We start from the raw sequence: 22920 nt of genomic DNA on the forward strand, positions 1-22920 counted from the left end.
CGCCGGGAGGGGCCATGCTCGTGATCGGGCTCATGGCCGGCACCTCCTTGGACGGGATCACGGCGGCACTTGTGGAGATCGAAGAAGCTGGGGAGAGGTTCCCAGAAAGGCCAAAGCTCCGGGTGAAGCTTCTGGCACACCATACCCAGCCTTATCCCCGGGAAGTCCGAGAGGAGTTGCTCGCGCTGTCCACTGCAGGCCATGTGTTCGAGCTGGCCAATATGGACGTCTTCCTCGGGGAGCTCTTCGCCGAGGCGGCGCTGGCGGTCGTGGCCAAAGCCGGACGCGATATCTCGGAAGCGGGGCTTATCGGTAGCCACGGGCAAACGATCTGTCACTTTCCTGGTGGACTTGCTGATTATCCGTTCCGGCGCCCTTGTACACTCCAAATTGGTGAGATAGATGTGATAGCCGCCCGCACTGGGGTCACCACCGTTGGAGATTTTCGGCCCAAGGACATGGCGGTGGGGGGGCAGGGTGCCCCCCTTATCCCTTACGTCGACTACCAGTTGTTCTGGCACCCCGCGCTCCATCGCGTGCTCCTGAACATCGGTGGGATCGCCAACGTCACCTATATCCCGGCCGGAGCCCCCCTCGAGGCGATCAAGGCCTTCGATACCGGGCCAGGGAACATGGTGATCGACGGACTCGTACGCAGGATCAGCAACGGCCAGCTCCATTACGACGAGGATGGCGCGATAGCCGCCCGGGGGCGGGTCCATCCGCCGCTCCTGCAGCTCCTCCTCGACCATCCGTTCATCACGAAGGAGCCCCCGAAGACCACGGGCCGGGAAGAGTTCGGCGACGAGTTCGTGGAGGAGGTGATGGCCCAGGGCCGGAGCATGGGATTGAACGATGAGGATCTGATGGCCACCGTCACTACCTTCACCGCCGAAGCCATCGCCGTGAACTGTCGGAGGTTCCTGGGACCGGTGAACGAGGTCATCGCAGGTGGGGGTGGTGCTCACAACCGTACGCTCATGGAGCGTCTGGCCGCACGGTTCCCCGGGATCAAGGTCACCACCACCCAGGAATACGGGATCCCAGTGGAGGCGAAGGAAGCTCTGGGATTCGCGCTGTTGGCCTATCAGGCCCTTCACCGAAGACCGAACAACGTGCCGTCGGGCACGGGAGCACGGTGCCCGGTGGTCATGGGCAAGATCAGCTGGGAGGTGGCCCGATGACCTGTCTTCCAGAAGCCGCGGACCCCCGGGACGTGGGTATGGACCCAGGTCGTCTCGGGCGGATCGACGCGGTGATCGAGGCGGCCATCGCGGCGGGGACCATCCCCGGGGCGGTGGTGCTGGTCACCCGGTCCGGTAAGGTCGTGAAGCACACAAGCTACGGGATGGCCATGGAGATCCCCGAGCAGCGCCCCATGTGCACCGCAACGATCTTCGACTTGGCCTCCCTGACCAAGGTGGTGGTCACGGTTCCCCTGTCCCTCATGCTCGTGGAGCAGGGCCTATGGAACCTTCGGGATCCCGTCGCGCGCTTCTTCCCTCAACTCGGGTGGGGTGATCAAGTTACGATCTTGCACCTTCTGACGCACACCGCCGGCCTCCCCCCATGGATGAACCTGTTTTACCTCGGACGCGGGCGGGACAGGGTGCTGGAGCTCCTGTGCAGCCATCGCTGGCCGGTGCCGCCCCTGACCCAGGACCCGGGCCGTAGGGTCATCTATAGCGACTTGGGCTACATCCTCGTGGGCGCGGCCATCGAGAAGGTGACCGGAGAACAGCTGGACGTCCTGGCCTCCACGTGGCTATTCACCCCGCTCGGCATGTCGGACACGATGTTCAACCCCCGGCCGGAGCTAGTACACAGGATTGCGGCCACAGAACGCGATCCGAATCGAGGGGGAGTCCTTGTGGGAACGGTGCACGACGAGAACGCGTGGGCCATGGACGGGGTGGCCGGTCACGCCGGTTTGTTTTCCACGGCCAAAGATGTGGCGATCTATGCCCAGACGCTGTTGAACGGCGGCGTGTACGGAGAACAGAAGTTGCTTTCCCCTCGTTCGGTTGAGGTGATGACCTCCCCGCACACCGAGGGCCTGAATGAGAGAAGAGGTCTCGGGTGGATGCTCCAAGGCCCAGGGACCTTGTCCGCGGGGGACTTGCTGTCCGAGCGCGCGTTCGGGCACACTGGGTTCACCGGGACCTCCCTGTGGGTTGATCCCGAGTACGCACTTATCGTGGTGCTGCTGACGAACAGAGTCCACCCGTTACGGGATCGGGGAGCCGCAGAAATACCGGGCCTCCGGGCGTCGGTGAATAACGTGGCTGCTGGGGCGATCGTCGATGGGTGAGCTCTTGGTAAGGGGAGGGACGCTCATTTTGGGGGAACCGGCGGAAGCCTGGAAGGGGGACTTGCTCGCCCGAGACGGCCGTATCGTTCGATTAGACGAAGGAATCCAAGCTCCGAAAGGGGCGACGGAGCTCCACGCCGCGGGCCTGTACGTGGCCCCAGGGTTCATCGACCTCCACGTCCACGGAGGAGGCGGGGCCGACTTCATGGACGCGGAGCCAGAGGCGATACGGACGATCGCAGCCTTCCACGCCGCCCATGGGACGACGACGCTCCTCGCGGGCATCCTCCCCGCGCCCGCGGACACGATGCGACGGGCGATGGCCGCGGTGAGCGAAGCCGCCCCTTGCGGGATCGCCGGCGTGTACCTGGAGGGGCCGTTCGTTCCGCCCAGCAAGCCGGGCGCCCTTGATGGGCGCTGGTTCCTCACCCCTTCACCGGACGCGTTCCGGAACCTTGTTCATGGTCATGAACGCCTGGTCAAGGTGGTGACCCTCGCCCCCGAACTCCCGGGGGCAGACGAACTCCTGCGGGAAGTCCTGGCGGTGGGGGCGGTGCCAGCCATCGGGCATACCGCGGCCACCTACGAGGAGACCATGGCCGCCCTAAGGCACGGGGCCCGACACTTCACCCACCTCTGGAACGCCATGAGCGGCCTCCATCACCGGGAGCCCGGTCCAGTGGGGGCGGCCCTGGACGCGGACGCCTGGGTCGAGCTCATCGTGGACGGGATACACCTCCATCCGGCAACGATGCGCCTCGCGGTCAAGGCCAAGGGATTCGATCGGATCTGCTTGGTCACCGACGCCATCGGCGCCGCCGGCCTTCCCGATGGGGACTATGCGCTCGCAGGGCTTCCGGTCCACGTGCACGATGGAGTCGCCCGGCTCGCCGACGGGACCCTGGCTGGCAGCACCCTTACCATGGACCGGGCGGTGCGGAACTTCATGGAGTTCACCGGGTGCTCGCTCCCCCAGGCGGTCCGAACAGCCAGCCTTACCCCGGCCCGGCTCCTCGGGATCGCCGATCGAAAGGGGGCTCTCGAGGTGGGCAAGGACGCGGACATCGTCGTTTTCGATGACAACTTCAACGTCCACTGGACCATCATCGGGGGCGAGATCGCTTACGCCCGGGAGGGCGGCGCCGGAGGGGATCTCCGCCCCCACCATCCGTTCCCCAGTTGGTCGGAGCAGGACAAGCCATGACTCAGCAGTTGATCGTCCGGCGGAGCTATGAGGAATTGTCTGAGGAGGCGGCGCGGATCGTGGCTCGGCAGCTCCTCCTCAAGCCCGACTCGGTTCTGGGCCTCCCCACTGGCGACACCCCTGAGGGGATGTACCGGGTCCTGGTTCAGCTCCATCGGAACGGGTTCCTGGACTTCTCTAAGGCCACCGCATTCAACCTAGACGAGTACCTGGGGATCCCGCCCGACCATCCCCAAAGCTTTTCCGCCTACATGCGCCGGCACCTTTGGAATCACGTCAATCTGGCGAAGGACAAGGTACACATCCCGGCGAGTCTCCCCGAAGATCCGAAAGCGGAGTGCCTTCGCTATGAGGAGCTGATCCGAAAAAGCGGTGGGATCGACCTCGCCGTCCTCGGGATCGGCGAAAACGGCCACATCGCGTTTAACGAACCGGGCACGCCGTGGGAGCGCCTGACCCACGTGGCCACCCTGTCCCTGGAGACGCGGCGGCGGGAGGCCCGCGCCTTCGGCGGGCTGGAGCAGGTACCCCAGCGTGCCATCACCATGGGGATCAAGACCATCATGCGCGCCCGCGCCATCCTCCTCCTCGCGAGCGGGGCGAGCAAGGCGGAGGCCTTGGCCCGAGCCCTGGCCGGCCCGGTGACCCCGGAAGTCCCCGCCTCCGTGCTGCAACTGCACTCTGCGCTGACGGTGGTCGCGGACCGGGCCGCCGCCCGCGGCCTTGCCGGCTAGAGTTCGCCCCAGCTCTTGCCGGACTTCACGTCCACCTTAAGGGGGGCCTTGAGCTCCCACACCCCCTCCATGAGCCGCTTCACCCGCTCCGCGGCCCCCGCCGCCTCGGCCTCGTCCACCTCGAACACGAGCTCGTCGTGGATTTGGAGGATCATCTCCGCCGCAAGGTCCCTCTCCCGCCACGCCTCGTGCAGGCGAAGCATGGCGAGCTTCATGAGATCAGCGGCCGAGCCCTGGATCGGGGTGTTGATCGCGTTCCTGCGGTCCGCCCCGGCCCCCCGCCGGTCGGCCGCGGCCAGCCTGGGCAGGGGGCGCCGCCGGCCGAGGAGGGTCCGCGCGTACCCGGTCCGCCGCGCCTCCTCCACCAACGCCTCCACGAACGTGGCCACCGTGGGGTAGGCGGCGAAGAACCGGTCGATGAAGAACTTCGCGTCGGATTGGGAGATCCCAAGGTCCCGGGCCAGGCCGTACGGGCTGATCCCGTAGATGATCCCGAAGTTCACGCGCTTGGCCACGGTGCGCATCCGCCCGTCCACCTGCCCCGGCGGCACGCCGAACAGGGCGGACGCGGTGCGCCGGTGGAGGTCCTCCCCCCGCCGGAACGCCTCGATGAGCCCTTCGTCCCCGCAGAGGTGGGCGAGGATCCGGAGCTCGATCTGGGAGTAGTCCGCCCCGAGGAGCACCCGCCCCGGCGGGGCCACGAACGCCCGGCGGATGTCCACCCCCACCTCGTGCCGGGACGGGATGCTCTGGAGGTTGGGATCGGACGAGGAGAGGCGCCCGGTGGCGGTCCCGGTCTGGTTGAACGAGGTATGGATCCGGCCAGTCTTGGGGTGCACGTAGGCCGGAAGCTTCTCCACGTACGTGTTCCTGAGCTTCTCGAGCTCCCGGTACGCCACGAGCTTGCCGGGGAACTCGTGGTAGAGGGCGAGCTCCCGCAGGACCAACGCATCGGTGGAAGGGCCGGTCTTGGTCCGCTCCAGCACCGGGAGCTTCAGCCGCCCGTATAGGACCTCCCGCACCTGGGGGGTGGAGTTGGGGTTGAACGTACAGCCGGCCAGGGCGTAGAGCTCCCCCCGGAGCTGGTCGAGCAGGACCTCCAGTTCCTTGCCCTGCTCCCGCAGCACGTCCACGTCCAGGAGCACCCCGCGGCGTTCCATCCACCGCAAAACGTCGATCAGCGGAACCTCTACTTCCGCGAAAAGCGGGAACAGCTCCGCCTCTCGCAGCCGTTGCGTGAGCCGGGGCCGCAGCCGACACACCACCTCCGCGTCCTCCCCCGAATAGCGGGCCGCCCGCTCCACCGGGACCTCGTGGATCTCCTTCTCCCCCCCTTCGGCGAGGAGCTCTCGGTACGTCTGCACCTTCTCCCCGAGTTCGTCCCGCACCACCACATCGAGGCCGTGGGCCGGGGCGTCGGGGCGGAGCAACCAGTGGGCGATCATGGCATCGAAAGCAACCCCACGGGCCTCGATCCCGTAGCCTGCGAGCACCTGGAGGTCGTACTTCAGGTTCTGCCCGATGATCCGGGGCTTCTCCCCCTCGAGGAGGGGGCGCAGCCCCGCGAGGACCTTGGGGAGGGGGAGCTGGGGCGGCGCCCCCGGGTAGCGATGCCCCACCGGGATGTAGTAGGCCTCATACGGCTCCACCGCTACCGCGATCCCCACGATCTCCGCCGCGAGGGGATCGGTGCTCGTCGTCTCCAAGTCCAGACTGAGTTCCTCGGCCCCGGCCAACCGGTCAAGCAGGGCAGCGAACGCGTCCTCGCTGAGCACCACCTCGTAGCGCGGCGCCGGACCCGCCTGGAGCTTGAGCTCGGCCAGGATGGACCGAAACTCGAGGCCCTCGAGCACCTCCGCGAGGTGCTCCGGGACGATGGGCCGGGGCTGACAGTCAGCCACGGAAAGGCCCAACGGGACCTCCTTCAGGCGCACCAGCTCTCGCGACAGCAGCGCCTCCTCGCGATGTTCGGTAAGGGCGTGGGCGATCCTGCGATTGCGCACCCGATCGGCGGCGGCGAGCACCGCCTCCAGCGACCCGTGCTCGCGCAGGAGCTCGACCGCGGTCTTCTCGCCGACCCCCTTGACCCCGGGGACGTTGTCCACCGCATCCCCCTCCAGGGCGAGGAGGTCCACGATCCGCTCCGGCGGGACGCCGAACCGCTCCTCCACCCCACGCCGGTCGAGGAGCACCAAATGATCGCTGGGCTTACGTCCTGGACGGAGCAGGGCCACCCGATCGCTCACGAGCTGGGCCATGTCCTTGTCCCCGGTGAGGTGGAGGACAGCGATCCCCTCCCGCTCGGCGGCCCAGGACAGGGTGGCCATGACGTCGTCGGCCTCGTACCCGGGGCACTCAAGGTAGGGGATCCCGAACACATCGAGGAGCTCCCGCACCCGCGGCAGCTGCCTGGCCAACGCCTCCGGCATCGGCTTCCGCGTCGCCTTGTAGTCGGCGTAGGCCTCGTGGCGCACCGTCTTCCCCTCCGCGTCGAACGCCACCGCCACGTACCGGGACGGGTACTGGCGGAGGGCCATGAGGAGGGTGCGAACGAACCCGTACAGGGCGCCCGTCGGTTCCCCTTTGGACGTGGCGAGGTCGGGGATCGCGTAGAAGGAGCGGAACAGGGCGGAGTGACCGTCCACGAGGAGGAGCCGCTCCGCTACCTCGTGGATCCCCAGGGCCTGGTAGACGTTCATCCCGTCCCCTCCAGGAGGGCGCAGATCGCGATGGCCAGGGCATCGGCGGCGTGATCGCTGCCGACCTTTTCCCCGACGAGGCTCTGCACCATGTGGATCACCTGGTCTTTCGGGGCGGAGCCGCTGCCGCAGATCCACTTCTTCACCTCGCGCGGGGCGAACGTGTACAGGCGCCGGCCCTGGGCGAGGAGCTTCACCACGCCCACCACCTCCCGCGTGGCCATCGCCGAAGGGGCGTTGCGGGCGAGGTACACCTCTTCCACCGCCACCCCAGTGGGGTCGTAGGCGGCGATCACCTCGGCGAGCTTGCCGTGAATGGCGCTCAATCGGTCGGGGACCGGAACCGAAGCCCTCGTGCGGATCGTGCCCGCGCTCAACAACTCCGGCCGGACGCCTCCGGCCACCACCGCGTACCCGGTGGCGGTGAGCCCAGGGTCCACGCCGAGGATCCGGATCGCCCTCATAGGAGGTCCTTGAGCTTGGCCAGCCGAGGATCCCGGGTCTTCTCCGCCGTCCCACACCCCGGCCGATGTCCCTCCCGGTTCAGGTCCGCCCCGCACGTCGGGCACAGGCCGCGACAATCCGGCCGACACAGGGGCTTCAGGGAAAGTCCAATCCGCATCCCGGCCTCGATCATCGGCCGCAGCTCAAGATAGGGGCCGACGAGCTCGTCGGGCAGCACCTCCAGGGAATCCTCGTGGTCCACCTGTTCCACCAGGTCCACCAGACACCGGGAACACGGGCGGTGCACCCGTCCCTGAACGCGCACCGTCAGCACCACCCGCCCGTCCTGGTAGAACGCGACCGCATCGGCGTGCACCGCTCCCTCCACCAGGAGCGACTCGCCCCGCCAGTCCAACTCGGGGATGTCCTCCTCGCCGCTCACCGCAAACGGGCGGCCGGGGGCAGCCCGCATCGCTTCTAGGTCCAGCTTCATGTTCCCCTCCTTGCCCTGAGCCGAACAGCCAGGTCCACCGCCCGGCGCACCGGGGCCACGTCGTGGACGCGGACCATGTCCGCCCCCCGGGCCACGGCCACCGCGCAGGCGGCGAGCGTCGCTTCCAGACGCTCCGCCACCGGCAGGCCGAGCACCGCCCCGAGGAAGCTCTTGCGCGACGGGCCGACCAGGATCGGCCGGCCGAGCTCGCCGAGCTCGTCAAGCCGCCGCAGGAGGTCCAGGTTGTGCTCCACCGTCTTGCCAAACCCGATCCCAGGGTCGACGGCGACGAGATCGCGGTCGATGCCGGCCGCCGCGGCCACCTCGATCCGCTCGGCCAGGAATGACCTCACCTCGCGGACCACGTCCTGATAGTGGGGGGCGAGCTGCATCGTTCTCGGGGTGCCCTGCATGTGCATCAGCACCACCGGGGCGCCGTGGCCGGCCACCACCCGGGCCATTCCAGGGTCGGCACGCAGGGCAGAGATGTCGTTGACGACCTGCGCCCCGGCCCGCAAGGCGGCCTCGGCCACCGCGGCCTTGGTGGTGTCCACCGACATCGGCACCCCCAGGCGACCACGCAGCCGCTCGATCACCGGCAGGACCCGCCGCAGCTCCTCTTCGGCCGGGACCGGCTCCGCCCCGGGCCGGCTGGATTCGCCGCCGATGTCGACAAGGTCTGCGCCCTCCTTGGCCAGGCGCAGGGCATGGGCCGCCGCGGCGTCGGGATCGAAAAACCGCCCCCCGTCGGAAAACGAATCCGGGGTCACGTTCACCACGCCCACCACCAGGACGCGGCCCTCAAGATCCCATTCCCCCCACCGGGCCATCGGGGCAAGTATAGCACGGGATTTGAACTTGGGATCATCCCCCTCTACCATTACCGGGCCAAGGGGTGATGCACGTGAAGGTACTGTTGATCCGGGAAGTGCCGGGCCTAGGGATCCCCGGGGACGTGGTGGACGTCAAGGACGGCCATGCCCGTAACTACCTGTTCCCGCAGAAGCTCGCTGTCCCCCCCACCGCCCACGCGATGGCCCGGTTCGCCAAGCTGCGTGCCCAATACAAGATGGAGCTCGCCGACCGCCGCACCCGGGCCCAAGCGCTGGCGGAGAAGCTCCTCGGGGCGGAGTTCGTGTTCCTCCGCCGGGTGCACGACGAAGACAAGCTCTACGCCGCCGTGCGCCCCGCGGACCTGGCCCGGGCGATCGAGGAGCGGTTCGGCGAGAAGATCGATCCGGACCGGATCCGAATGGGAGCAGTGGAGGCGCTGGGGGAGTACCCGGCGGAGATCACCCTGTACGAGGACATCACCGCCACGGTGACGGTGAAGGTCGAGGTCGCCGCCTGAGGACGGGGTGGCCGAAAGAGGCGAGCATACCGGGAGCGCTCGTCGGTCGGGGTTCGGATAAGCGGGGCCCCCAGGGATTCCGCCAGGAATCCTTGGGATGCTAGCTTATGGGCCCGTTCCTGTGGGCGGTGGCGCGGTCCGCCCTGGGGACGATCCTCTCCCGCATCACCGGCCTTGTGCGTGACGCGGCCGTGGCCTACGTGTTCGGGGCCTCGGCCTCCTACGACGCGTTCCTGGTGGCCCTGTTCATCCCCAATGCGCTGCGGCAGCTCCTCGGGGAGGGGGGGCTCGCCGCCGCGTTCCTCCCCGTGTACGCTCGGGCCAAGGAGCACGGGGAAGGCGACGCTCTGGCCCGGTCCACGTTCGCCCTCCTCTTCGTCATCCTCCCCCCGCTGTGCCTGGTCGGGGCCCTGCTCGCCCGGTGGTATGTGCCCATCCTCGCCGCCGGCTTCCCTCCGGAGAAGATGGCCCAGGCGGTGAACCTCGCCCAGTGGCTGTTCCCCCTGATCGGGTTCGTGTCCGTGGCCGCTTTGAGCGGGGGGATCCTCAACGCCCATGGCCGGTTCTTCCTGCCAGCCCTCGCTCCGGCGGCCCTCAACCTGAGCATGGTGGTGGGCGCGGTGTTCCTGTCCCGCTGGCTTCGTCCCCCGATCTTCGGCCTCGCCGCCGGGGCGCTGGTGGGCGGCGTGGGCATGGTCGCGATCCAGCTCCCATTTCTGCGCGGCCAGATCCTCGGGCGGTGGCCGGTGTGGCCGCCTCACCCCGACCTCGGGGACGTGGGGCGGCGCCTGCTGCCGGTGCTGGGCGGGCTGATGGTGGCCGAGGTGAACACGCTCGTCGACAACCGCCTCGCCTCGTACCTCGCCGACGGGTCCATCGCCGTCCTCCAGTACGCGATGCGGCTGTTCCAGTTTCCCCTCGGGGTGGTGGCGGCCTCCGTGGCCGCGGTGGCCCTGCCCCGCCTCGCCCAGCACGTGGCCCGGGGTGAGGAGCAGGGGTTCCGAACTGCGCTCGCGCGGGGGTTCCTGGTCACCGCGGCGTGCATGCTCCCGGCGATGGCCGGCCTCCTCGTGTTGGGCCGGCCGATCCTGGCCATGCTGTTTCAGCGGGGGGCGTACACCGCCGCCGACACCCTGCGCACGTACGGGGCGCTCGCCGGGTACCTCGCGGGCCTGTGGGCCTACGCGCTTATGTACTTGTTCTCGCGGGCGTTCTTCGCCCTGGGACGGCCCGCTCTCCCCGTTCTGGCCGGGGCAGTAGCCCTGGCCCTGAACGTGGGACTCAACCTGTGGTGGGTGCGGATCTGGGGCACGTTCGGCCTGGCCCTGGCCACCGGGATCGCCGGCTGGGCCGATGCCCTCCTCCTGGGGATCATCCTGTGGCGGCGCCATCCGGGGTGGGTCCAGTGGCGACCGGTCCTGGCCGTGGGGCTGGCGTCGGCCGGGATGGGCCTGGGCGTGGCGGTGGCCGACCGCTTCCTCGTCCCCTACGGCCCGTGGGTGGAAGTGGCGGTGGGGACGATGTTGGGAGTTGTCCTCTACCTAGGGCTCGCCTGGCTCCTCGGCCTCCCCCGCTGGCTCAGGGCCGCACGATGAGGCCCTGCTCCTCCTCGGGGGGCGGGGGGAACGCGCCCAAGAGCCCACGCACGAACCGTTTCTCGTCCTCCGGGCTGCGGTAGCACCCGAGCCAATCGGCAACCGCTTGCGCGGCCCCGCGCAGCTTGTCCCCGTCGACCTCGCCCTTCTGACGAAGAGGGCCGAACAGGTCGACCAGGATCCGTCCCAACGGGGGGGGCGCCGGTCCGACCATCACCACCGGGGACAGGCTCTGGGCGAGGTGCACGAGGGCTGCCTCTACCTCGGCGTCGTCGGCCGGCTCGCGGTGGAGGATCGCCGCCAGCGCCTCGGCCAGGGCCTCCACGTACGACCACGTGATCTCGCGGCCCGCCGCGTCGAGTTCACGGCGCCACGCGGTCCACGCCTGGACGAGCTCCCGCGCCCGCCGGGCCCGCAGCCGTTCTTCTGCCGCCAGGTAATAGGTGCAGTCAGGCCGACACCGGATGAACCGACCGCGATGGGCCCCGCAACACTGGCTGCACAAGCGCTGGTCCAACGCCGGACAGCGCCGGTCGCCCGTGCGCTTTCCGCAAAGTTGGCAACGGGTGGTACTCACAGGGCGCCGAACTGGCGGCGGACCTCCTCAGACATCATGTCCGGAGTCCAGCGGGGCTCCCACACCAGGCTGACCTCGACGTCGTACCCCTCGAACTCCCGGCGCAGGACCTCCTCCACCTGGGCCGGCAGGGACGCGGCCAGCGGGCATCCGGGGGTGGTGAGGGTCATGTCCACAAGGATCTGGTCGTCATCCACTCGGACGTCGTAGATGAGGCCCATATCCACCACGTTGATCCCCAGCTCGGGATCGATGACGTGGTCACGGATGATCGCCCGAACCGCGTCCGGGCTGGGCTTCATCGCTTGCCCCTCCCCTTGCGCGCGCTCGGCTTCCCCGTCTCCCCTGGCTTCTGGGCCAGGCCGACCACGTCGGCCAGCGTGCTCCCGGCGAGCTCCTGGATAAAGCGCGCCTCGAGCTGCCGCCAGAAGGGCACAGTGGGGCAACCCTCGTTCATAGGGTAGCCTCCGCCCCGCACCTTCCCGTACACGAGGACCGGCGTCTCCGGCTCCAGGGCCTTGATGACCTGGTCCAGCTTGATCTCTTGCGGGGAACGGGCCAGGCGGTACCCACCGGTGCGGCCCTTCTGGGCGGTGACCACGCCAGCCCGACGGAGATCGAGGAGGATCTTGCGCACGAACGCCTCGGGGACGTGATAGCCGTCGGCGATCTCGCGAGCTGAGTGGTATCCAGTCGGCTTGGTAGCGAGCTCGTAGAGGATCCGCACTCCGTAGCCTAACCGCTTACTGGTGATCATGGTCGGCATTTTATACCCAACGGCGCGCGCGGTCCACAACCCGCTCCGCCTCGGCCCGCGCCCAGTTGTCGGCGGCGAGCACCGCCTCCAGGCTGGCAATCGATTGAGGAACGTGCCGCGCGAGCACGGTCTCGATGCCGTGGGCGATGGCTGGGAACGAGATCTTCCCGCGCAGGAACGCGTTCACCAGCACCTCGTCCGCGGCGTTGGCCACCGCCGGTGCCGTCCCGCCCGCCTTCCCGGCGGCGAGCACCGTCCAAAACGCGGGGTAGCGGTCCCGGGGGAGCTCACGAAACGCGAGCCGGAGCCCCTCCAGGGGCAATCGCGCCGGGGGCGGGGGAAGCCGCCGGGGATGGGTCAGCGCGGCCCGGATGGGGATACGCATGTCCGCCGGGGCCAGTTGCGCCAGCACCGTCCCGTCCACCAGCTCCACCAACGCATGGACCTGTGATTCCGGGTGCAGCAGCACCCCGATCCGGTCCCACGGCGCGGCGAACAGGTGATGGGCTTCGATGACCTCGAACGCCTTGTTCACCAGGGTCGCCGAGTCCACCGTGATCCGGGGCCCCATGCGCCACGTGGGATGGGCGAGGGCCTCCGCCGGGGTCACCTGAGCCAGTGTGGCCGGATCCCGGTCGCGGAGCGGCCCCCCGGACGCGGTCAGCCAAAGACGGGCCACCTCATCGGGGCGCACCCCGGCGAGGAGCTGCCACAGGGCGGCGTGTTCGGAGTCCACGGGGACGATCTGGTCCGGCCACATCCGCGCCGCCAGCACCAGCTCTCCGGCCACGACCAGGGATTCTTTGTTCGCCAGGGCGAGCTTCTTTCCGGCATGGAGGGCGGCCAGGGTGGCCACGAGCCCGGCCGCCCCCACCACCGCGTTGAGCACGAGGTCCACTTCGGGGAGCGAGGCGAGCGCGGCGAGGCCTTCCGGGCCGTGGATGACCTCGACCTCAGGGGGGAGCAGCCGCCGGATGGCCGTGGCCTCGCCCGCACCGGCCACCCCCACCCGGCGCACCCCGAACTCCCGCGCTTGGGCGGCCAGGACCTCGACCTCGCGGCCCGCGGCCAGGGCCACCACTCCCACCGGTTCCCCCCGGGCGCGCAGTTCGCGGACGACGTCAAGGGCTTGGGTGCCAATGGAGCCGGTGGCCCCGAGGACGGCGATCCGGGTCATCCCGCCGGTTCGAGCACGACGTCGGCGAGCAGGGCGTTGAGATCGTCGCTTTCGAGCACCTCCCGCCGCAGAAGCTCCTGGGCCACCCGGTCCAGGGCCGCCCGGTTGCGGGCGAGGAGCTCTCTGGCCTTCTCGTAGGCCTGGGTGAGGATGCGGCGGATCTCCCGGTCCACCGCAGCGGACAGCTCCTCGGAGTGCGCGTCGCTCTTGACGATCTCCTCGCCAAGGAAGATGTTCGTCCGCTCCTTGCCCAGGCTGATTGGGCCCACCGCCTCGGACATCCCGTACTCCACGACCATGCGGGTGGCGATCTCCGTGGCCTGCTTGAAGTCCTCCGCCGCCCCGGTGGTCTGCTCGCCGAACACGATCTCCTCAGCTGCCCGCCCCCCGAACAACACCGTCAGCCGGTCCAGGAGCTCGGCCTTGGAGATGATGTACTTGTCCTCGGTGGGGAGGGGCAGGGCGAACCCGAGGACCCCGGCGCCGCGGGGGACGATGGTCAACTTGTAGATGGGGTCGGTGTGGGGGAGGAGCTTGCTCACCAGGGCGTGCCCGGTCTCGTGGTACGCGATGCGCAGGCGTTTCTCCTCCCTGATGTACATGCCGCGGCGGGCGAGGCCGGTGAGGACTCGGTCCAGCGCCTCCTCAAAGTCACGGAGTTCGATGCGGTCCTTGTTGGAGCGGGCGGCGAGGAGGGCGGCCTCGTTGCACACGTTCTCCAGGTCCGCCCCTACGAACCCAGGGGTCCGCCGGGCGAGCAGGTTCAGGTCCATGTCTGGGGCCAGCTTCTTGTCCCGGGTGTGGATCTTGAGGATCGCCTCACGGCCGTGCAGGTCCGGCGGGGGCACGGCGATCTTGCGGTCGAACCGGCCCGGCCGGAGGAGGGCCGGGTCGAGCACGTCCGGGCGGTTGGTGGCGGCGAGCACGATCACGCCCGTGTTCCCCTCGAACCCGTCCATCTCCGCCAGGAGCTGGTTCAAGGTCTGCTCGCGCTCGTCGTGGCCGCCGCCCAAGCCCGCCCCACGCTTGCGGCCCACCGCGTCGATCTCGTCGATGAACACGATGCACGGGGCGCTGGCCTTGGCCTTCTGGAACATGTCGCGCACCCGGGCCGCCCCCACCCCGACGAACATCTCCACGAAATCGGAGCCGGAGATGGAGAAGAACGGGACGCCCGCCTCCCCGGCGATGGCCCGGGCGAGGAGGGTCTTGCCGGTGCCCGGCGGCCCCACGAGGAGGATCCCCTTCGGGATCTTGGCCCCGAGGCGGGAGAACCGATGGGGGTCGCGGAGGTACTCCACGATCTCCCGCACCTCGTCCAGCACCTCGTCGATCCCGGCCACGTCCTTGAACGTGACCTTGGTGAACTCCTTGGCCACCAGCTTCGCCCGGGACTGGCCGAACGTGAACGCCCCGCCCCCCTGCATGCGGCGCATCATGTACATCCAGAACACGATCACCAGCACCACGGGGAGGAGGTACATCAGGAGCGGCAGGAGCCACGTCCCCCCGCTGGCCGCCTGGAACCGGTAGCGAACGCCGTTCTCGTCCATGAGCCGGGCCAGCTCCACGTACAGGGGCGAGCCCTCGGGCGGGCCTTGGGCCACGAACCGCTCCCCGCTTGCCAGCGCGCCCTCGATGCGGCTGCCCTGGATCACGGCCTCCTGGACCTCTCCGGCCCGGATCCTGTCCTGAAGGTACGAATAGCTGAACTCATTCGCCCGCTGCTGGCTGGAGGGCCAAAACGCCTGGGCCAAAAGCAGCGCCACCACCACCATCACCAGGATGAAGGTGAGGCTGCGCAGGTTGCGCGGCGGTGGAATTGATCTTCTGTCCATATCGCTTCATTGTAGCCCTGATTTTCCCCGGGATCAACGGCCCCGCGTAGCCGGCGCGCGAGGGGACGGATACAATGCCGACATGCCCCGGTGGTTCCTGATCCTCGCCCTGGTCGCCTCCCTCGCTGGGCCGGCCTGGGCCGGCCTGGAACGCCTGGATCCCGTGCTGCGCGCGCTCGTCCACGCCCAAACCGAGGGCGGTCCGGCACAGCTCCTCGACCCTCAGGTGCTCGTCCAGATCGCATCCGCGTCCGTGGACGGGGTCCCGCTCTACCCAGAACAGGTCCCGCCGGCCCCGGACCAGCTGCGGGTGCGGGTGTTCGTGCAAACGCGCACACGCGCGGCCGCCCACGCCCTCCCCGGGTTCCAGCCCCGCCAGGCCGTGGGGCGCCTCGCCACCGGGGAGGTGGCGGTGCCGGATCTCCCGGCGCTTTCCGACCACCCGGAGGTGGTGTACGTCGCGGCCAGCCGCCCCCTTTCCCCGACCCTAGACCTGTCCGTGCCCGAGGTGGGGGCCCCGGCGTTGTGGTACAGCACCCTCAGCACCACCGGCCAGGGGGTGATCGTGGGGGTGGTGGACTCGGGGATCGACGTCCTGCATAAGGACTTTCGTACTGGGCGTGCTGGGGACGAGCTGAAGACGCGGATCGTCTACCTATGGGATCAGACCGCCCCCGGCGGGTGGATGCCGCCGTGGTGGGGGGACGCGTTCACGGAACGTCGCTACGGCCGCGTGTTCACCCAGAACGACCTTGAGGCGGCCATCGCCGCCGGGACCTCCCCGACCACGGACACCCTGGGCCATGGCACCCACGTCGCCGGGATCGCCGCGGGGGACGGTACCTCCTCCACCCTCGGCCTGCGCGGGGTGGCCCCGGGGGCGGACCTGGTGGTGGTGAAGACCACGTTCTACGAGGATGACGTGGTGGACGGGGTGCGGTTCGTGTTCGAGGCGGCGGCGACGCTGGGGAGGCCGGCGGTGGTGAACCTGTCCCTGGGCGGACACGCCGGGCCCCATGACGGGACGTCCCTGTTCGAGCAGATGCTCGACGCCCTCGTGGACCGCCCTGGGCGGGCGGTGGTCGTGTCCGCGGGGAACGAGGGCGACAGGAAGGTCCACGTGGGGGCCGACGTATGGGCCCGCACCACGTGGCACCTCGTGGCCGAGAAGGGGATCGTGGGGGTGCAGCTCTGGCACCCGGCGGCGGCGGGCTTCACCGTGAGGGTGACAGCCCCCACCGAGGAGACGGTCACCGCCCCCCCCGGCACCACCCGGTGGGCCCCCACCGCCTCGGGCTCGGTGCAGCTGGACAACGCGGTTTCCATCCCGCCCAATGGGGACAGGGTCATCTACATCTCCCTCATCGGGGCGGAACGCGGATCGCGGTGGACGATCACCCTGGACCCCGTGCGGGGCGGCCGGGTGGACGGGTGGGTGGAGGACCCCGCTGCGGGGTGGTTCATGGAAGGGGACGGGGACATGGCCATCGCCGAGCCGGGCAACGCCCGCCGGGTGATCACCGTGGGGGCGTACGTCACCAAGAACCGGTGGACGTCGCTCGCGGGAGAGCAGTCGGTGACCGAAGGCTACCCGCTCGGGGCGCTGGCCCCGTTCTCCTCCCGCGGCCCGACCCGGGACGGCCGGCTCAAGCCGGATCTTGCCGCGCCGGGGGCGTGGATCGCCTCCGCCCGATCCCGGGACGCACCGCCCTCACCGTGGCTAACCCTCCCTGACCGGGAGCACTCCATGCTCCTTGGGACGAGCATGGCCGCGCCCCACGTCACCGGAGCGGTGGCCCTGCTCCTCTCCCGCAACCCCGGCCTGGATTGGCAGGACCTCAAGAAGGCGCTCACCGGCGGGGCGCGGCGAGACCCGTTCGTGGGGCCGGCCCCCAACGACGCGTGGGGGGCGGGGAAGCTGGACGTGCCGCGGGCGGCGGACCTCGTCTCCGGCGGGGGACCGGGCGAGGCTTCGGTGCTTGCGGCCCTGGCCAACCCGGTGGACCGGGAGGCCGTGTTCCGCTATCGGTGGCCGGAGGGGGCCACGTGGGCGGAACTGCACGTGTACGATATTGCCGGAAACCGCCTCGCCGCGTGGCGGCTGACGGGGCGGGAGGGGGAAATCCGGTGGAACCTCCGGGCGGCGGATGGCCGGCCGGTGGCGAGCGGCCTGTACCTCGTGGTCCTCGTCACCGACCGCGGGCGGTCAGAGGTGGTGCGGTTGGTGGTGCAGCGATGATCCGGAGCGTGGCGGCGCTGGTCCTCGCCGTGGCGGTGGCGGGCCTCGGCCAAGGGCATGTGGGGGGCGGCGTCCTGTTCGCCCTCGCCGGGGGCGCCCGGTCGGCAGGGATGGCCGGGGCCGGCCTGGCCGTGGCCGACGGCGCAGGGCTGTTCCTGAACCCGGCTGCTCTAGTGGGCACGGCGGGATGGGAGGCCCTGTCCGCGTACGCGCGCCAGTTCGGGGCCGCCGACTTCGCCCTCGTGTCCCTGGCCGGCCCCGGGCTGGGCGTGGCTGCGATGGCCCTGGATGCCGGGTCCATCGGCCCCGGGCTCGCGTTCCGGGTGGAGGGGGCGGTGGCCGCGGTCGGGATCCCCATCTACGGCGGGCTCTCCGTGGGAACGCGGGCGCGGCTGCTCCATCCGGTGGCCCCGGTGGAGGCGCTGGGGTGGGCGGTGGACGCAGGGGTGCTCTGGCAGGGCCCGGTCCAGGTGGGCCTCGTTTGGCAAGGGGTGCTTTCCCAGCCGGCGTTCCCAGGGGAACACTGGCCGCGGACCCTGGCGGCGGGCGTCGCGGTCCCGTTCCGATGGGGCACCTTCCTATCCGGAATCGTGGCGCTGGACGTGACCGGCCTCGCCGCGGGGGCGCCAGCACTGGCCGCGGGCGGCGAGCTGTGGGCGGGGGGCATCGCGGTCCGGGCAGGCATAACCGCGAATTCCGTCTCGTTCGGTGCCTCAGTCCGGTGGAGCTCGTTCCAGCTCGACTGGGCGGCGGTGGCCCACCCCGTGCTCCCGGCCGCGTTTCGCGTATCCTTAACCGTGAGGTTTCCATGACAAAAGCGTGGCTTATCTTGATCGTGCTCATCGGTTTCGCCGGGCTGGCCCAGGTTCAGACCCCGTCGTTCACCCTCACCGTGACCGGGGAAAAGACGTGGACCGTACGGTTCGGGATCGGCGCCCCGGAGCTCCTGGCGCTGGAGAACATCCCCCCTGCTCAGCTCGTGTTGGGCCAATCCCTTTGGGCCGAGGTCACCGGTATCGCCCTAGGGTTCCTGACCCTCAAGGCCAGCTTCAACGATCAGCTCGGCTCGGCCTTCCAGGACTTCGTGCTCCTGGTGGACCGCCCCCCCTGGGAGGGGCAGCTCGGGCACTTCGTGGTCGGGGCGGATGGGGCCGAGCTCGGGGTGTACAACAAGAAGCTCCTCGGGGCACGGCTGGGCTACCACGGGGATGGGGTCACGGTGAGCGGCCTCGCCGCACGCCTGGAGGGGATCTCGGAGTCCCTTACCTTCCGCGGGGAGAGCGCCCGCGCTGAGGCCCTGTTCGCGACCGAGGACCCCGACCGCCCTTGGCAGCCGGCCCCGTACCTACGCCACGTGGAGGGCCTGTACTCCTGGCCCCTGCGCGCCCCGTTCGTGGAGGGGTTCTCCGAGGCCCAGTTCCAGTTCCTCCTGTCTCAACCCCTGTGGCGGTTCCTCGGGAATTGGGGCCTCGGCTACCTCCAAGAGGTGATCGAGGAGGCTTCGGCAGTCCCCCTCACCACAGGCGATTTCCTCGTGCTGCGCGACGAGGGGGATGTCCTGATCCTGCAGGCCGCGCCGGCGGTGCTCCTCCGCCGTCGGGTCCAGGACACCATCGAAGCCTACAACGACCAGCATGGCCTCTCCGGCCCGGATCGGAAAACGTACCCGTTCATCGAGGGGAGCGCACTTGAGGAGAAGTTCCTGGCCGAGCTTTCCCAATTCGTAGAGATTACGGTGGACGAGGAAGGGTACGCGTTCTCCGCCGCCGCGCGGCGTCGCTACCTCCTGCTCGGGGAGCGGGACGTGATCGAGGGGACGCTCACGCTCCTCGTGCGCCTGCCCGGGGAAGAGGCGTTCCGCCCCATCGACGACCCGGCCCTGGCCGACTTCGCCTGGTCGTTGTACCCCGCCGAGGGGGTGTTGCGCATCGCTTTCCCCGACACGTTCTTCCGTGCCGGGGCCGCGGTGCGGGCGGCGTTCGACTACCGGCGGGAGGGGAACGTGTTCATGCTCGGGCTGTCCGTGGTCCCCGGGTCGGAACGGGTGTACCTAAACGGGAAGCCCCTCGTGCGGAACACGGACTACACCATCGACTATGAGGTCGGGATGCTGATCCTGTTTGCGCCCCTCTCCCAGACCGACGAGCTGCGGGTGGACTTCGAGCGGCAGCGGGGGGGCTTGGGCGGGTACACGGAGTACGAGCGGAACTTCTTCGGGCTGACGGTGACCGTGCCCGGTCTGGACGGGTTCCAGCTTTCCCTGTCCCGGGCGGCCGATTCCGGCCGGCCGGAGCCCACCAGCCGGACCATGCCCAACACCCACTCCGTGGCCGCGCTGCGCCTGGCCGGGGAGGTGGCGGGGTGGAAGTACCGCCTGAGCTTGGGCGGCTCGGAGAACGTGTTCCCCGCTGACGACAACGCTCGCATCCCCGCCCCGAACCGGATCAACGCCATCGCCCGCGTCCAGGCGGCGGACGGGGAGTACGTGGTGTTTGCCCACCAGAACGGGATCACCGTATACCGGGGCGGGGCCTTCTCCGGGTATGGGGGGGCGGAGGGGATGTCCGGGCGGGCGGCGCGGGATCTCCTGGCGCTTTCGGATCGGCTTCTCATCGCCACCGACGTCGGGCTGACCGTGGTCCGCCTGTGGGAGGCGTCCCCGTTCGATCGGGTACGGAGCTGGATCCGGTTGGACAAGACAAGGGACGACCTGCCGGGGAGCGAGGTCCTGGCGCTGGCTCAAGGTGGAGGTCAGGTGTTCTTGGCCACCGACGAGGCGGTGGCCGTGTTCGCCCCGGCGGACGTGGAGGCCCCACGCACCTGGCGCACGTGGGAACTGCCCGCCGACGCCCGTCCCATGTCCCTCCTCTGGGCCGGGGGACAACTGTACCTGGGGACGGAGGACGGCCTGTACGTACAGGAGGGCGAGGGGTGGACACAAGTGCCGGCGGTCCCTGGACCGGCGCGCGCCCTCCTCGCCCGCGGGGACGAGCTCCACGTGGCCACCGACGAGGGGATCCGGGTGCTGCGCGGCGGGACCGGGGCCGGCTGGATCGCCATCGGCAAGAGCGTGTACGGGATGGCGATCTGGGACGGGGCGTTATGGTATGCGGCCGAGGACGGCCTGTGGCGGGATGGAGAGCCAACTCCGGCGGTGGCTGGGCCGATCACCGCAGTGGGGGTGGGGAGCGGTGGACTGTGGGCCGGCGGCCGGGCCGATGCCGAGTTCCGCCTGGACCTGTGGCGGCTTGCCCCACAACCGGAGCGGTATCCGCCGGGCCTGACCAGGATCGACGGCCGTGACCTCGGCCGGTTCAACGACATCCCGGAGGCCGACCATACCCGGCTCGGGGTGACGGCGGGCCTGACCCTCGCCCGCGACGTGGGCGATTGGCGGTGGGAGCTGAGCGGCAGCACCCGCTCCCCGGGGTATGAGGTCATCGGGCAGGCCGGCCGATCCGACTCCCATGGGGTCGGGTTCGTGGCCCGCTACCTCAAGGAGGAGAGCGTCCGCCTCGAGGTGCGCGGGCGGTGGGACGTGGTGGACCTGTTCACCACGCCCCGTGCCCGGTTGAGCGGCGGGCTCGACTGGAGCTGGTCCGAGGGGGCCAAGGTCTGCCTCACCCTCTCCCCCACCCTGACCGGGATTGGCCCGTCCGAGGCAGCCCGCCTGGACCTGGACTACCGTGCCGGCATCTCCGGGGAATGGCAGGCCCTATCTGGGCAACTCGCCTTAGGCGGAAAGCTCACGGCCCCGGATCCGTACACATCGGGGCAGCTCATTGGACAACTCGCGTTTCGGCCTGCCGCGGGTTGGAGCGTAGAAGGGAGTTGGATCCGGCCGTTCCGTAGCCGCGGCCATCCTGGCGATGAGAGCGTGACCGTCACCACCAAGTGGACGGGTGGAGTGGCCATCGCCTCGTGGAGCGCCAGTTGGCAGGAGGTCCTGCGCCACCGCCTGCTCACCGGGGACTGGCGGGAGGAGCGGACCATCCAGGGCGAGATCCGGTGGACGGCCTGGTCCATCGGCGACGCACGCCTCGCCCCGCGCCTGACGGCCTTTTGGAAGGACACAGGCGAGCAGCGTTGGGAGGTCCGTGGGATCGCCCAGCTCAGCCAGCCCGCGGCATCCTGGCAGGCCGAGGTCGGCGTTGGCCACGGGTATCGGCCGGCCACGGACCGCACCGACCGCGTGCTTTCGCTCGCGCTCACCTGGGACTACTCGGGTTGGGGCGAGGTCCGACCGAGCTTCCGCTGGCAGCGATCGTGGCAGATCCTCTCGCATCCCCGCTATCCCGATCAGGTGACGGAGGACCACCAGGCCACGTTGCGCGTGGCCTGGGAGCCGCGGGCGGCATGGCGCAACGACCTGACCCTCACCTGGAAGGGCCGAGACGGGAGCCTGACCCTCACCGATCGGCTGTCCTGGCCCGTGGAGTTCGGCACGCTAGGGATGGAGGCCAGTGCCACGTGGAAGGAGGGGCGCCTGGAGGGGAAGATGGCCGCTCAATTCGGTCATTCCCTGAGCGACATGTGGAGCCTATCGGCCGAGGCCGGCTACGCGTTCGGGTACCAGCCGGCGACGTCATTCCGCCACGCCCTGTTCGGGGGGGTGACCCTGGCCGCCCGGTTCTAGAAGCTCACCCCGAACCCGAACCGGTGGGAGGGCGCGAGCCAGGGGTGGGTCAGGAGGGCGTAGTCCACGGCGAACGCCTGCCATCGCACGCCCAAACCCAATGACCACTGGACGAGCCCGCCCGGGAGGCGCACCCCGCCCCGGACCTCGAGCTCCCGGAACGGGGCCCAGCCCAGGCCCATCGCGAGATAGTCGGTAGAGAGGTCCAGGACGCCGAGAAATCCGGCCGGGTGGATCCACGCCGCGCCCAGGGCGAGGTCGGTGGACCACCCTTCGCCCCGCTCCCCCAACCTCGCGCCGAACCCGAGCTCACGGATGGCCAGCCCGGCCCGCACTTCCCCGAACGGCGTGGACAGCCGGCCCAGGAGCCCGAGGTCCAAGGCGATCCCGCTTCCGGACGCGTCGGCCACCGTGATCTGGTGGTGCTTCAGCGCCAACCCCAAGGCTGCCGGGAACGGGAAGAGTCCGGAGAGGAACGGGATGCGGCGGGCATCCAGCCCAACGCCCAACACCAGGCCAAAGGTGGAGAAGGTGAGGGGGTCCCCGGCCGGGTCGGCGATCCCGCCCACCGAAAGGTAGGTCAAGCCCGCGCCCCATCCGGGCAAGGCCCCGGCCAGCCAGCCCACCGTGTACAGGTTGAGGGCATTGGTCACGGTGGAGTCGGCCCGCAGCGAGGGCACCCACGCCAGCCCGGCTGGGTTCGCGAGCAGGGCCTCGCTGCCTTCGGCGAGGGCGGTATACGCCCCGCCCAGGCCCATCGCCCGCACCCCAAGCCCCATGTCGAACGGGTTCAGGAGGCCCTGGCCGAGGGCGGTCGCCCCCACCAGAACCCCGATCGTTGCCAGGAACAGTTTGCGCATCGCCC

Annotated in this window: 18 protein-coding genes and 1 pseudogene; 9 read left to right on the forward strand and 10 right to left on the reverse strand. The window is 69.7% G+C overall.

What is annotated here, in order from left to right:
* Positions 1–14: 14 nt before the first annotated feature.
* From NUV94_01430 to nagB, 4 genes are read left to right on the forward strand one after another with little or no spacing between them, the layout of a single operon-like run.
* The gene (locus NUV94_01430) at positions 15–1184 is read left to right on the forward strand and encodes an anhydro-N-acetylmuramic acid kinase (protein MCR4391451.1); all 1170 of its coding nucleotides are present in this window, start codon (positions 15–17) and stop codon (positions 1182–1184) included.
* A complete protein-coding gene (locus tag NUV94_01435) occupies positions 1181–2311 on the forward strand; it encodes a serine hydrolase (GenBank protein ID MCR4391452.1) in 1131 nt (376 codons plus the stop codon). The genes NUV94_01430 and NUV94_01435 overlap by 4 nt, the downstream gene beginning before the upstream one ends.
* Positions 2304–3515 (forward strand): N-acetylglucosamine-6-phosphate deacetylase, encoded by a 1212-nt coding sequence (nagA, locus tag NUV94_01440; protein MCR4391453.1) that lies wholly within the window; start codon positions 2304–2306, stop codon positions 3513–3515. Before NUV94_01435 ends, nagA begins: the two co-directional genes overlap by 8 nt.
* Complete coding sequence (gene nagB, locus NUV94_01445; protein ID MCR4391454.1) at positions 3512–4249, forward strand: glucosamine-6-phosphate deaminase; 738 nt, start codon at positions 3512–3514, stop codon at positions 4247–4249. Before nagA ends, nagB begins: the two co-directional genes overlap by 4 nt.
* On the opposite strand, the gene polA is transcribed toward nagB, so the two are convergent.
* From polA to folP, 4 genes are read right to left on the reverse strand one after another with little or no spacing between them, the layout of a single operon-like run.
* Positions 4246–6948 carry a DNA polymerase I gene (gene polA / locus NUV94_01450; protein MCR4391455.1) on the reverse strand — a complete coding sequence of 901 codons (2703 nt, stop codon included), beginning with the start codon at positions 6946–6948 and terminating at the stop codon, positions 4246–4248. The genes nagB and polA overlap by 4 nt on opposite strands.
* Positions 6945–7412, reverse strand: a complete 468-nt coding sequence (locus tag NUV94_01455) for a crossover junction endodeoxyribonuclease RuvC (protein MCR4391456.1) — start codon at positions 7410–7412, stop codon at positions 6945–6947. The genes polA and NUV94_01455 overlap by 4 nt, the downstream gene beginning before the upstream one ends.
* A complete protein-coding gene (locus NUV94_01460; protein ID MCR4391457.1) occupies positions 7409–7885 on the reverse strand; it encodes a YceD family protein in 477 nt (158 codons plus the stop codon). Before NUV94_01460 ends, NUV94_01455 begins: the two co-directional genes overlap by 4 nt.
* Positions 7882–8715, reverse strand: coding sequence for a dihydropteroate synthase (gene folP, locus NUV94_01465; protein ID MCR4391458.1), 834 nt, complete (start codon positions 8713–8715; stop codon positions 7882–7884). Before folP ends, NUV94_01460 begins: the two co-directional genes overlap by 4 nt.
* A gap of 74 nt (positions 8716–8789) precedes the next feature.
* Between folP and rplI the strand changes: the two genes are divergently transcribed.
* On the forward strand, positions 8790–9236 hold the full coding sequence (gene rplI, locus NUV94_01470; protein MCR4391459.1) for a 50S ribosomal protein L9: 447 nt from the start codon (positions 8790–8792) through the stop codon (positions 9234–9236).
* Between the two features lie 107 nt (positions 9237–9343).
* Positions 9344–10831, forward strand: coding sequence for a murein biosynthesis integral membrane protein MurJ (murJ, locus tag NUV94_01475; protein MCR4391460.1), 1488 nt, complete (start codon positions 9344–9346; stop codon positions 10829–10831).
* Here the strand turns inward: murJ and NUV94_01480 are convergent.
* Genes NUV94_01480 through ftsH form a run of 5 tightly spaced genes read right to left on the reverse strand, consistent with a single transcriptional unit; the run spans position 10815 to position 15180 of the window.
* Positions 10815–11348 carry a hypothetical protein gene (locus tag NUV94_01480; GenBank protein ID MCR4391461.1) on the reverse strand — a complete coding sequence of 178 codons (534 nt, stop codon included), beginning with the start codon at positions 11346–11348 and terminating at the stop codon, positions 10815–10817. The genes murJ and NUV94_01480 overlap by 17 nt on opposite strands.
* A gap of 56 nt (positions 11349–11404) precedes the next feature.
* Positions 11405–11710 carry a metal-sulfur cluster assembly factor gene (locus NUV94_01485; protein MCR4391462.1) on the reverse strand — a complete coding sequence of 102 codons (306 nt, stop codon included), beginning with the start codon at positions 11708–11710 and terminating at the stop codon, positions 11405–11407.
* Positions 11707–12165 carry an Rrf2 family transcriptional regulator gene (locus NUV94_01490; protein MCR4391463.1) on the reverse strand — a complete coding sequence of 153 codons (459 nt, stop codon included), beginning with the start codon at positions 12163–12165 and terminating at the stop codon, positions 11707–11709. The genes NUV94_01485 and NUV94_01490 overlap by 4 nt, the downstream gene beginning before the upstream one ends.
* A 10-nt stretch (positions 12166–12175) precedes the next feature.
* Entirely contained in the window at positions 12176–13342 is a 1167-nt protein-coding gene (gene dxr, locus NUV94_01495; protein MCR4391464.1) for a 1-deoxy-D-xylulose-5-phosphate reductoisomerase, read from the reverse strand.
* Positions 13339–15180: an ATP-dependent zinc metalloprotease FtsH gene (ftsH, locus tag NUV94_01500; protein MCR4391465.1), complete on the reverse strand. Its 1842-nt coding sequence runs from the start codon at positions 15178–15180 to the stop codon at positions 13339–13341. Before ftsH ends, dxr begins: the two co-directional genes overlap by 4 nt.
* An 82-nt stretch (positions 15181–15262) precedes the next feature.
* Here ftsH and NUV94_01505 point away from each other — a divergent pair.
* The 3 genes and pseudogenes from NUV94_01505 to NUV94_01515 all read left to right on the forward strand — a co-directional run bounded on the left by NUV94_01505 (position 15263) and on the right by NUV94_01515 (position 22055).
* A pseudogene (locus NUV94_01505) lies at positions 15263–17035 on the forward strand (S8 family peptidase).
* A gap of 380 nt (positions 17036–17415) precedes the next feature.
* Entirely contained in the window at positions 17416–18231 is an 816-nt protein-coding gene (locus NUV94_01510; GenBank protein ID MCR4391466.1) for a hypothetical protein, read from the forward strand.
* Positions 18228–22055 (forward strand): hypothetical protein, encoded by a 3828-nt coding sequence (locus NUV94_01515; GenBank protein ID MCR4391467.1) that lies wholly within the window; start codon positions 18228–18230, stop codon positions 22053–22055. Before NUV94_01510 ends, NUV94_01515 begins: the two co-directional genes overlap by 4 nt.
* Here the strand turns inward: NUV94_01515 and NUV94_01520 are convergent.
* Positions 22052–22915, reverse strand: coding sequence for a hypothetical protein (locus NUV94_01520; GenBank protein ID MCR4391468.1), 864 nt, complete (start codon positions 22913–22915; stop codon positions 22052–22054). The genes NUV94_01515 and NUV94_01520 overlap by 4 nt on opposite strands.
* Positions 22916–22920 lie beyond the last annotated feature (5 nt).

It is taken from the genome of Candidatus Acetothermia bacterium (assembly GCA_024653305.1).
Taxonomy (GTDB): domain Bacteria; phylum Bipolaricaulota; class Bipolaricaulia; order Bipolaricaulales; family Bipolaricaulaceae; genus JACIWI01.

What these genes read in the sequence shown, in the direction of transcription:
- nagA (MCR4391453.1), top strand. Translation starts at nt 2,304, where the DNA reads ATGGGTGAGCTCTTGGTAAGGGGAGGGACGCTCATTTTGGGGGAACCG.
- NUV94_01460 (MCR4391457.1), bottom strand. Translation starts at nt 7,885, where the DNA reads ATGAAGCTGGACCTAGAAGCGATGCGGGCTGCCCCCGGCCGCCCGTTT.
- dxr (MCR4391464.1), bottom strand. Translation starts at nt 13,342, where the DNA reads ATGACCCGGATCGCCGTCCTCGGGGCCACCGGCTCCATTGGCACCCAA.
- polA (MCR4391455.1), bottom strand. Translation starts at nt 6,948, where the DNA reads ATGAACGTCTACCAGGCCCTGGGGATCCACGAGGTAGCGGAGCGGCTC.
- NUV94_01485 (MCR4391462.1), bottom strand. Translation starts at nt 11,710, where the DNA reads ATGAAGCCCAGCCCGGACGCGGTTCGGGCGATCATCCGTGACCACGTC.
- NUV94_01510 (MCR4391466.1), top strand. Translation starts at nt 17,416, where the DNA reads ATGATCCGGAGCGTGGCGGCGCTGGTCCTCGCCGTGGCGGTGGCGGGC.
- murJ (MCR4391460.1), top strand. Translation starts at nt 9,344, where the DNA reads ATGGGCCCGTTCCTGTGGGCGGTGGCGCGGTCCGCCCTGGGGACGATC.
- NUV94_01430 (MCR4391451.1), top strand. Translation starts at nt 15, where the DNA reads ATGCTCGTGATCGGGCTCATGGCCGGCACCTCCTTGGACGGGATCACG.
- ftsH (MCR4391465.1), bottom strand. Translation starts at nt 15,180, where the DNA reads ATGGACAGAAGATCAATTCCACCGCCGCGCAACCTGCGCAGCCTCACC.
- NUV94_01520 (MCR4391468.1), bottom strand. Translation starts at nt 22,915, where the DNA reads ATGCGCAAACTGTTCCTGGCAACGATCGGGGTTCTGGTGGGGGCGACC.
- NUV94_01490 (MCR4391463.1), bottom strand. Translation starts at nt 12,165, where the DNA reads ATGATCACCAGTAAGCGGTTAGGCTACGGAGTGCGGATCCTCTACGAG.
- NUV94_01435 (MCR4391452.1), top strand. Translation starts at nt 1,181, where the DNA reads ATGACCTGTCTTCCAGAAGCCGCGGACCCCCGGGACGTGGGTATGGAC.
- NUV94_01515 (MCR4391467.1), top strand. Translation starts at nt 18,228, where the DNA reads ATGACAAAAGCGTGGCTTATCTTGATCGTGCTCATCGGTTTCGCCGGG.
- nagB (MCR4391454.1), top strand. Translation starts at nt 3,512, where the DNA reads ATGACTCAGCAGTTGATCGTCCGGCGGAGCTATGAGGAATTGTCTGAG.
- NUV94_01455 (MCR4391456.1), bottom strand. Translation starts at nt 7,412, where the DNA reads ATGAGGGCGATCCGGATCCTCGGCGTGGACCCTGGGCTCACCGCCACC.
- folP (MCR4391458.1), bottom strand. Translation starts at nt 8,715, where the DNA reads ATGGCCCGGTGGGGGGAATGGGATCTTGAGGGCCGCGTCCTGGTGGTG.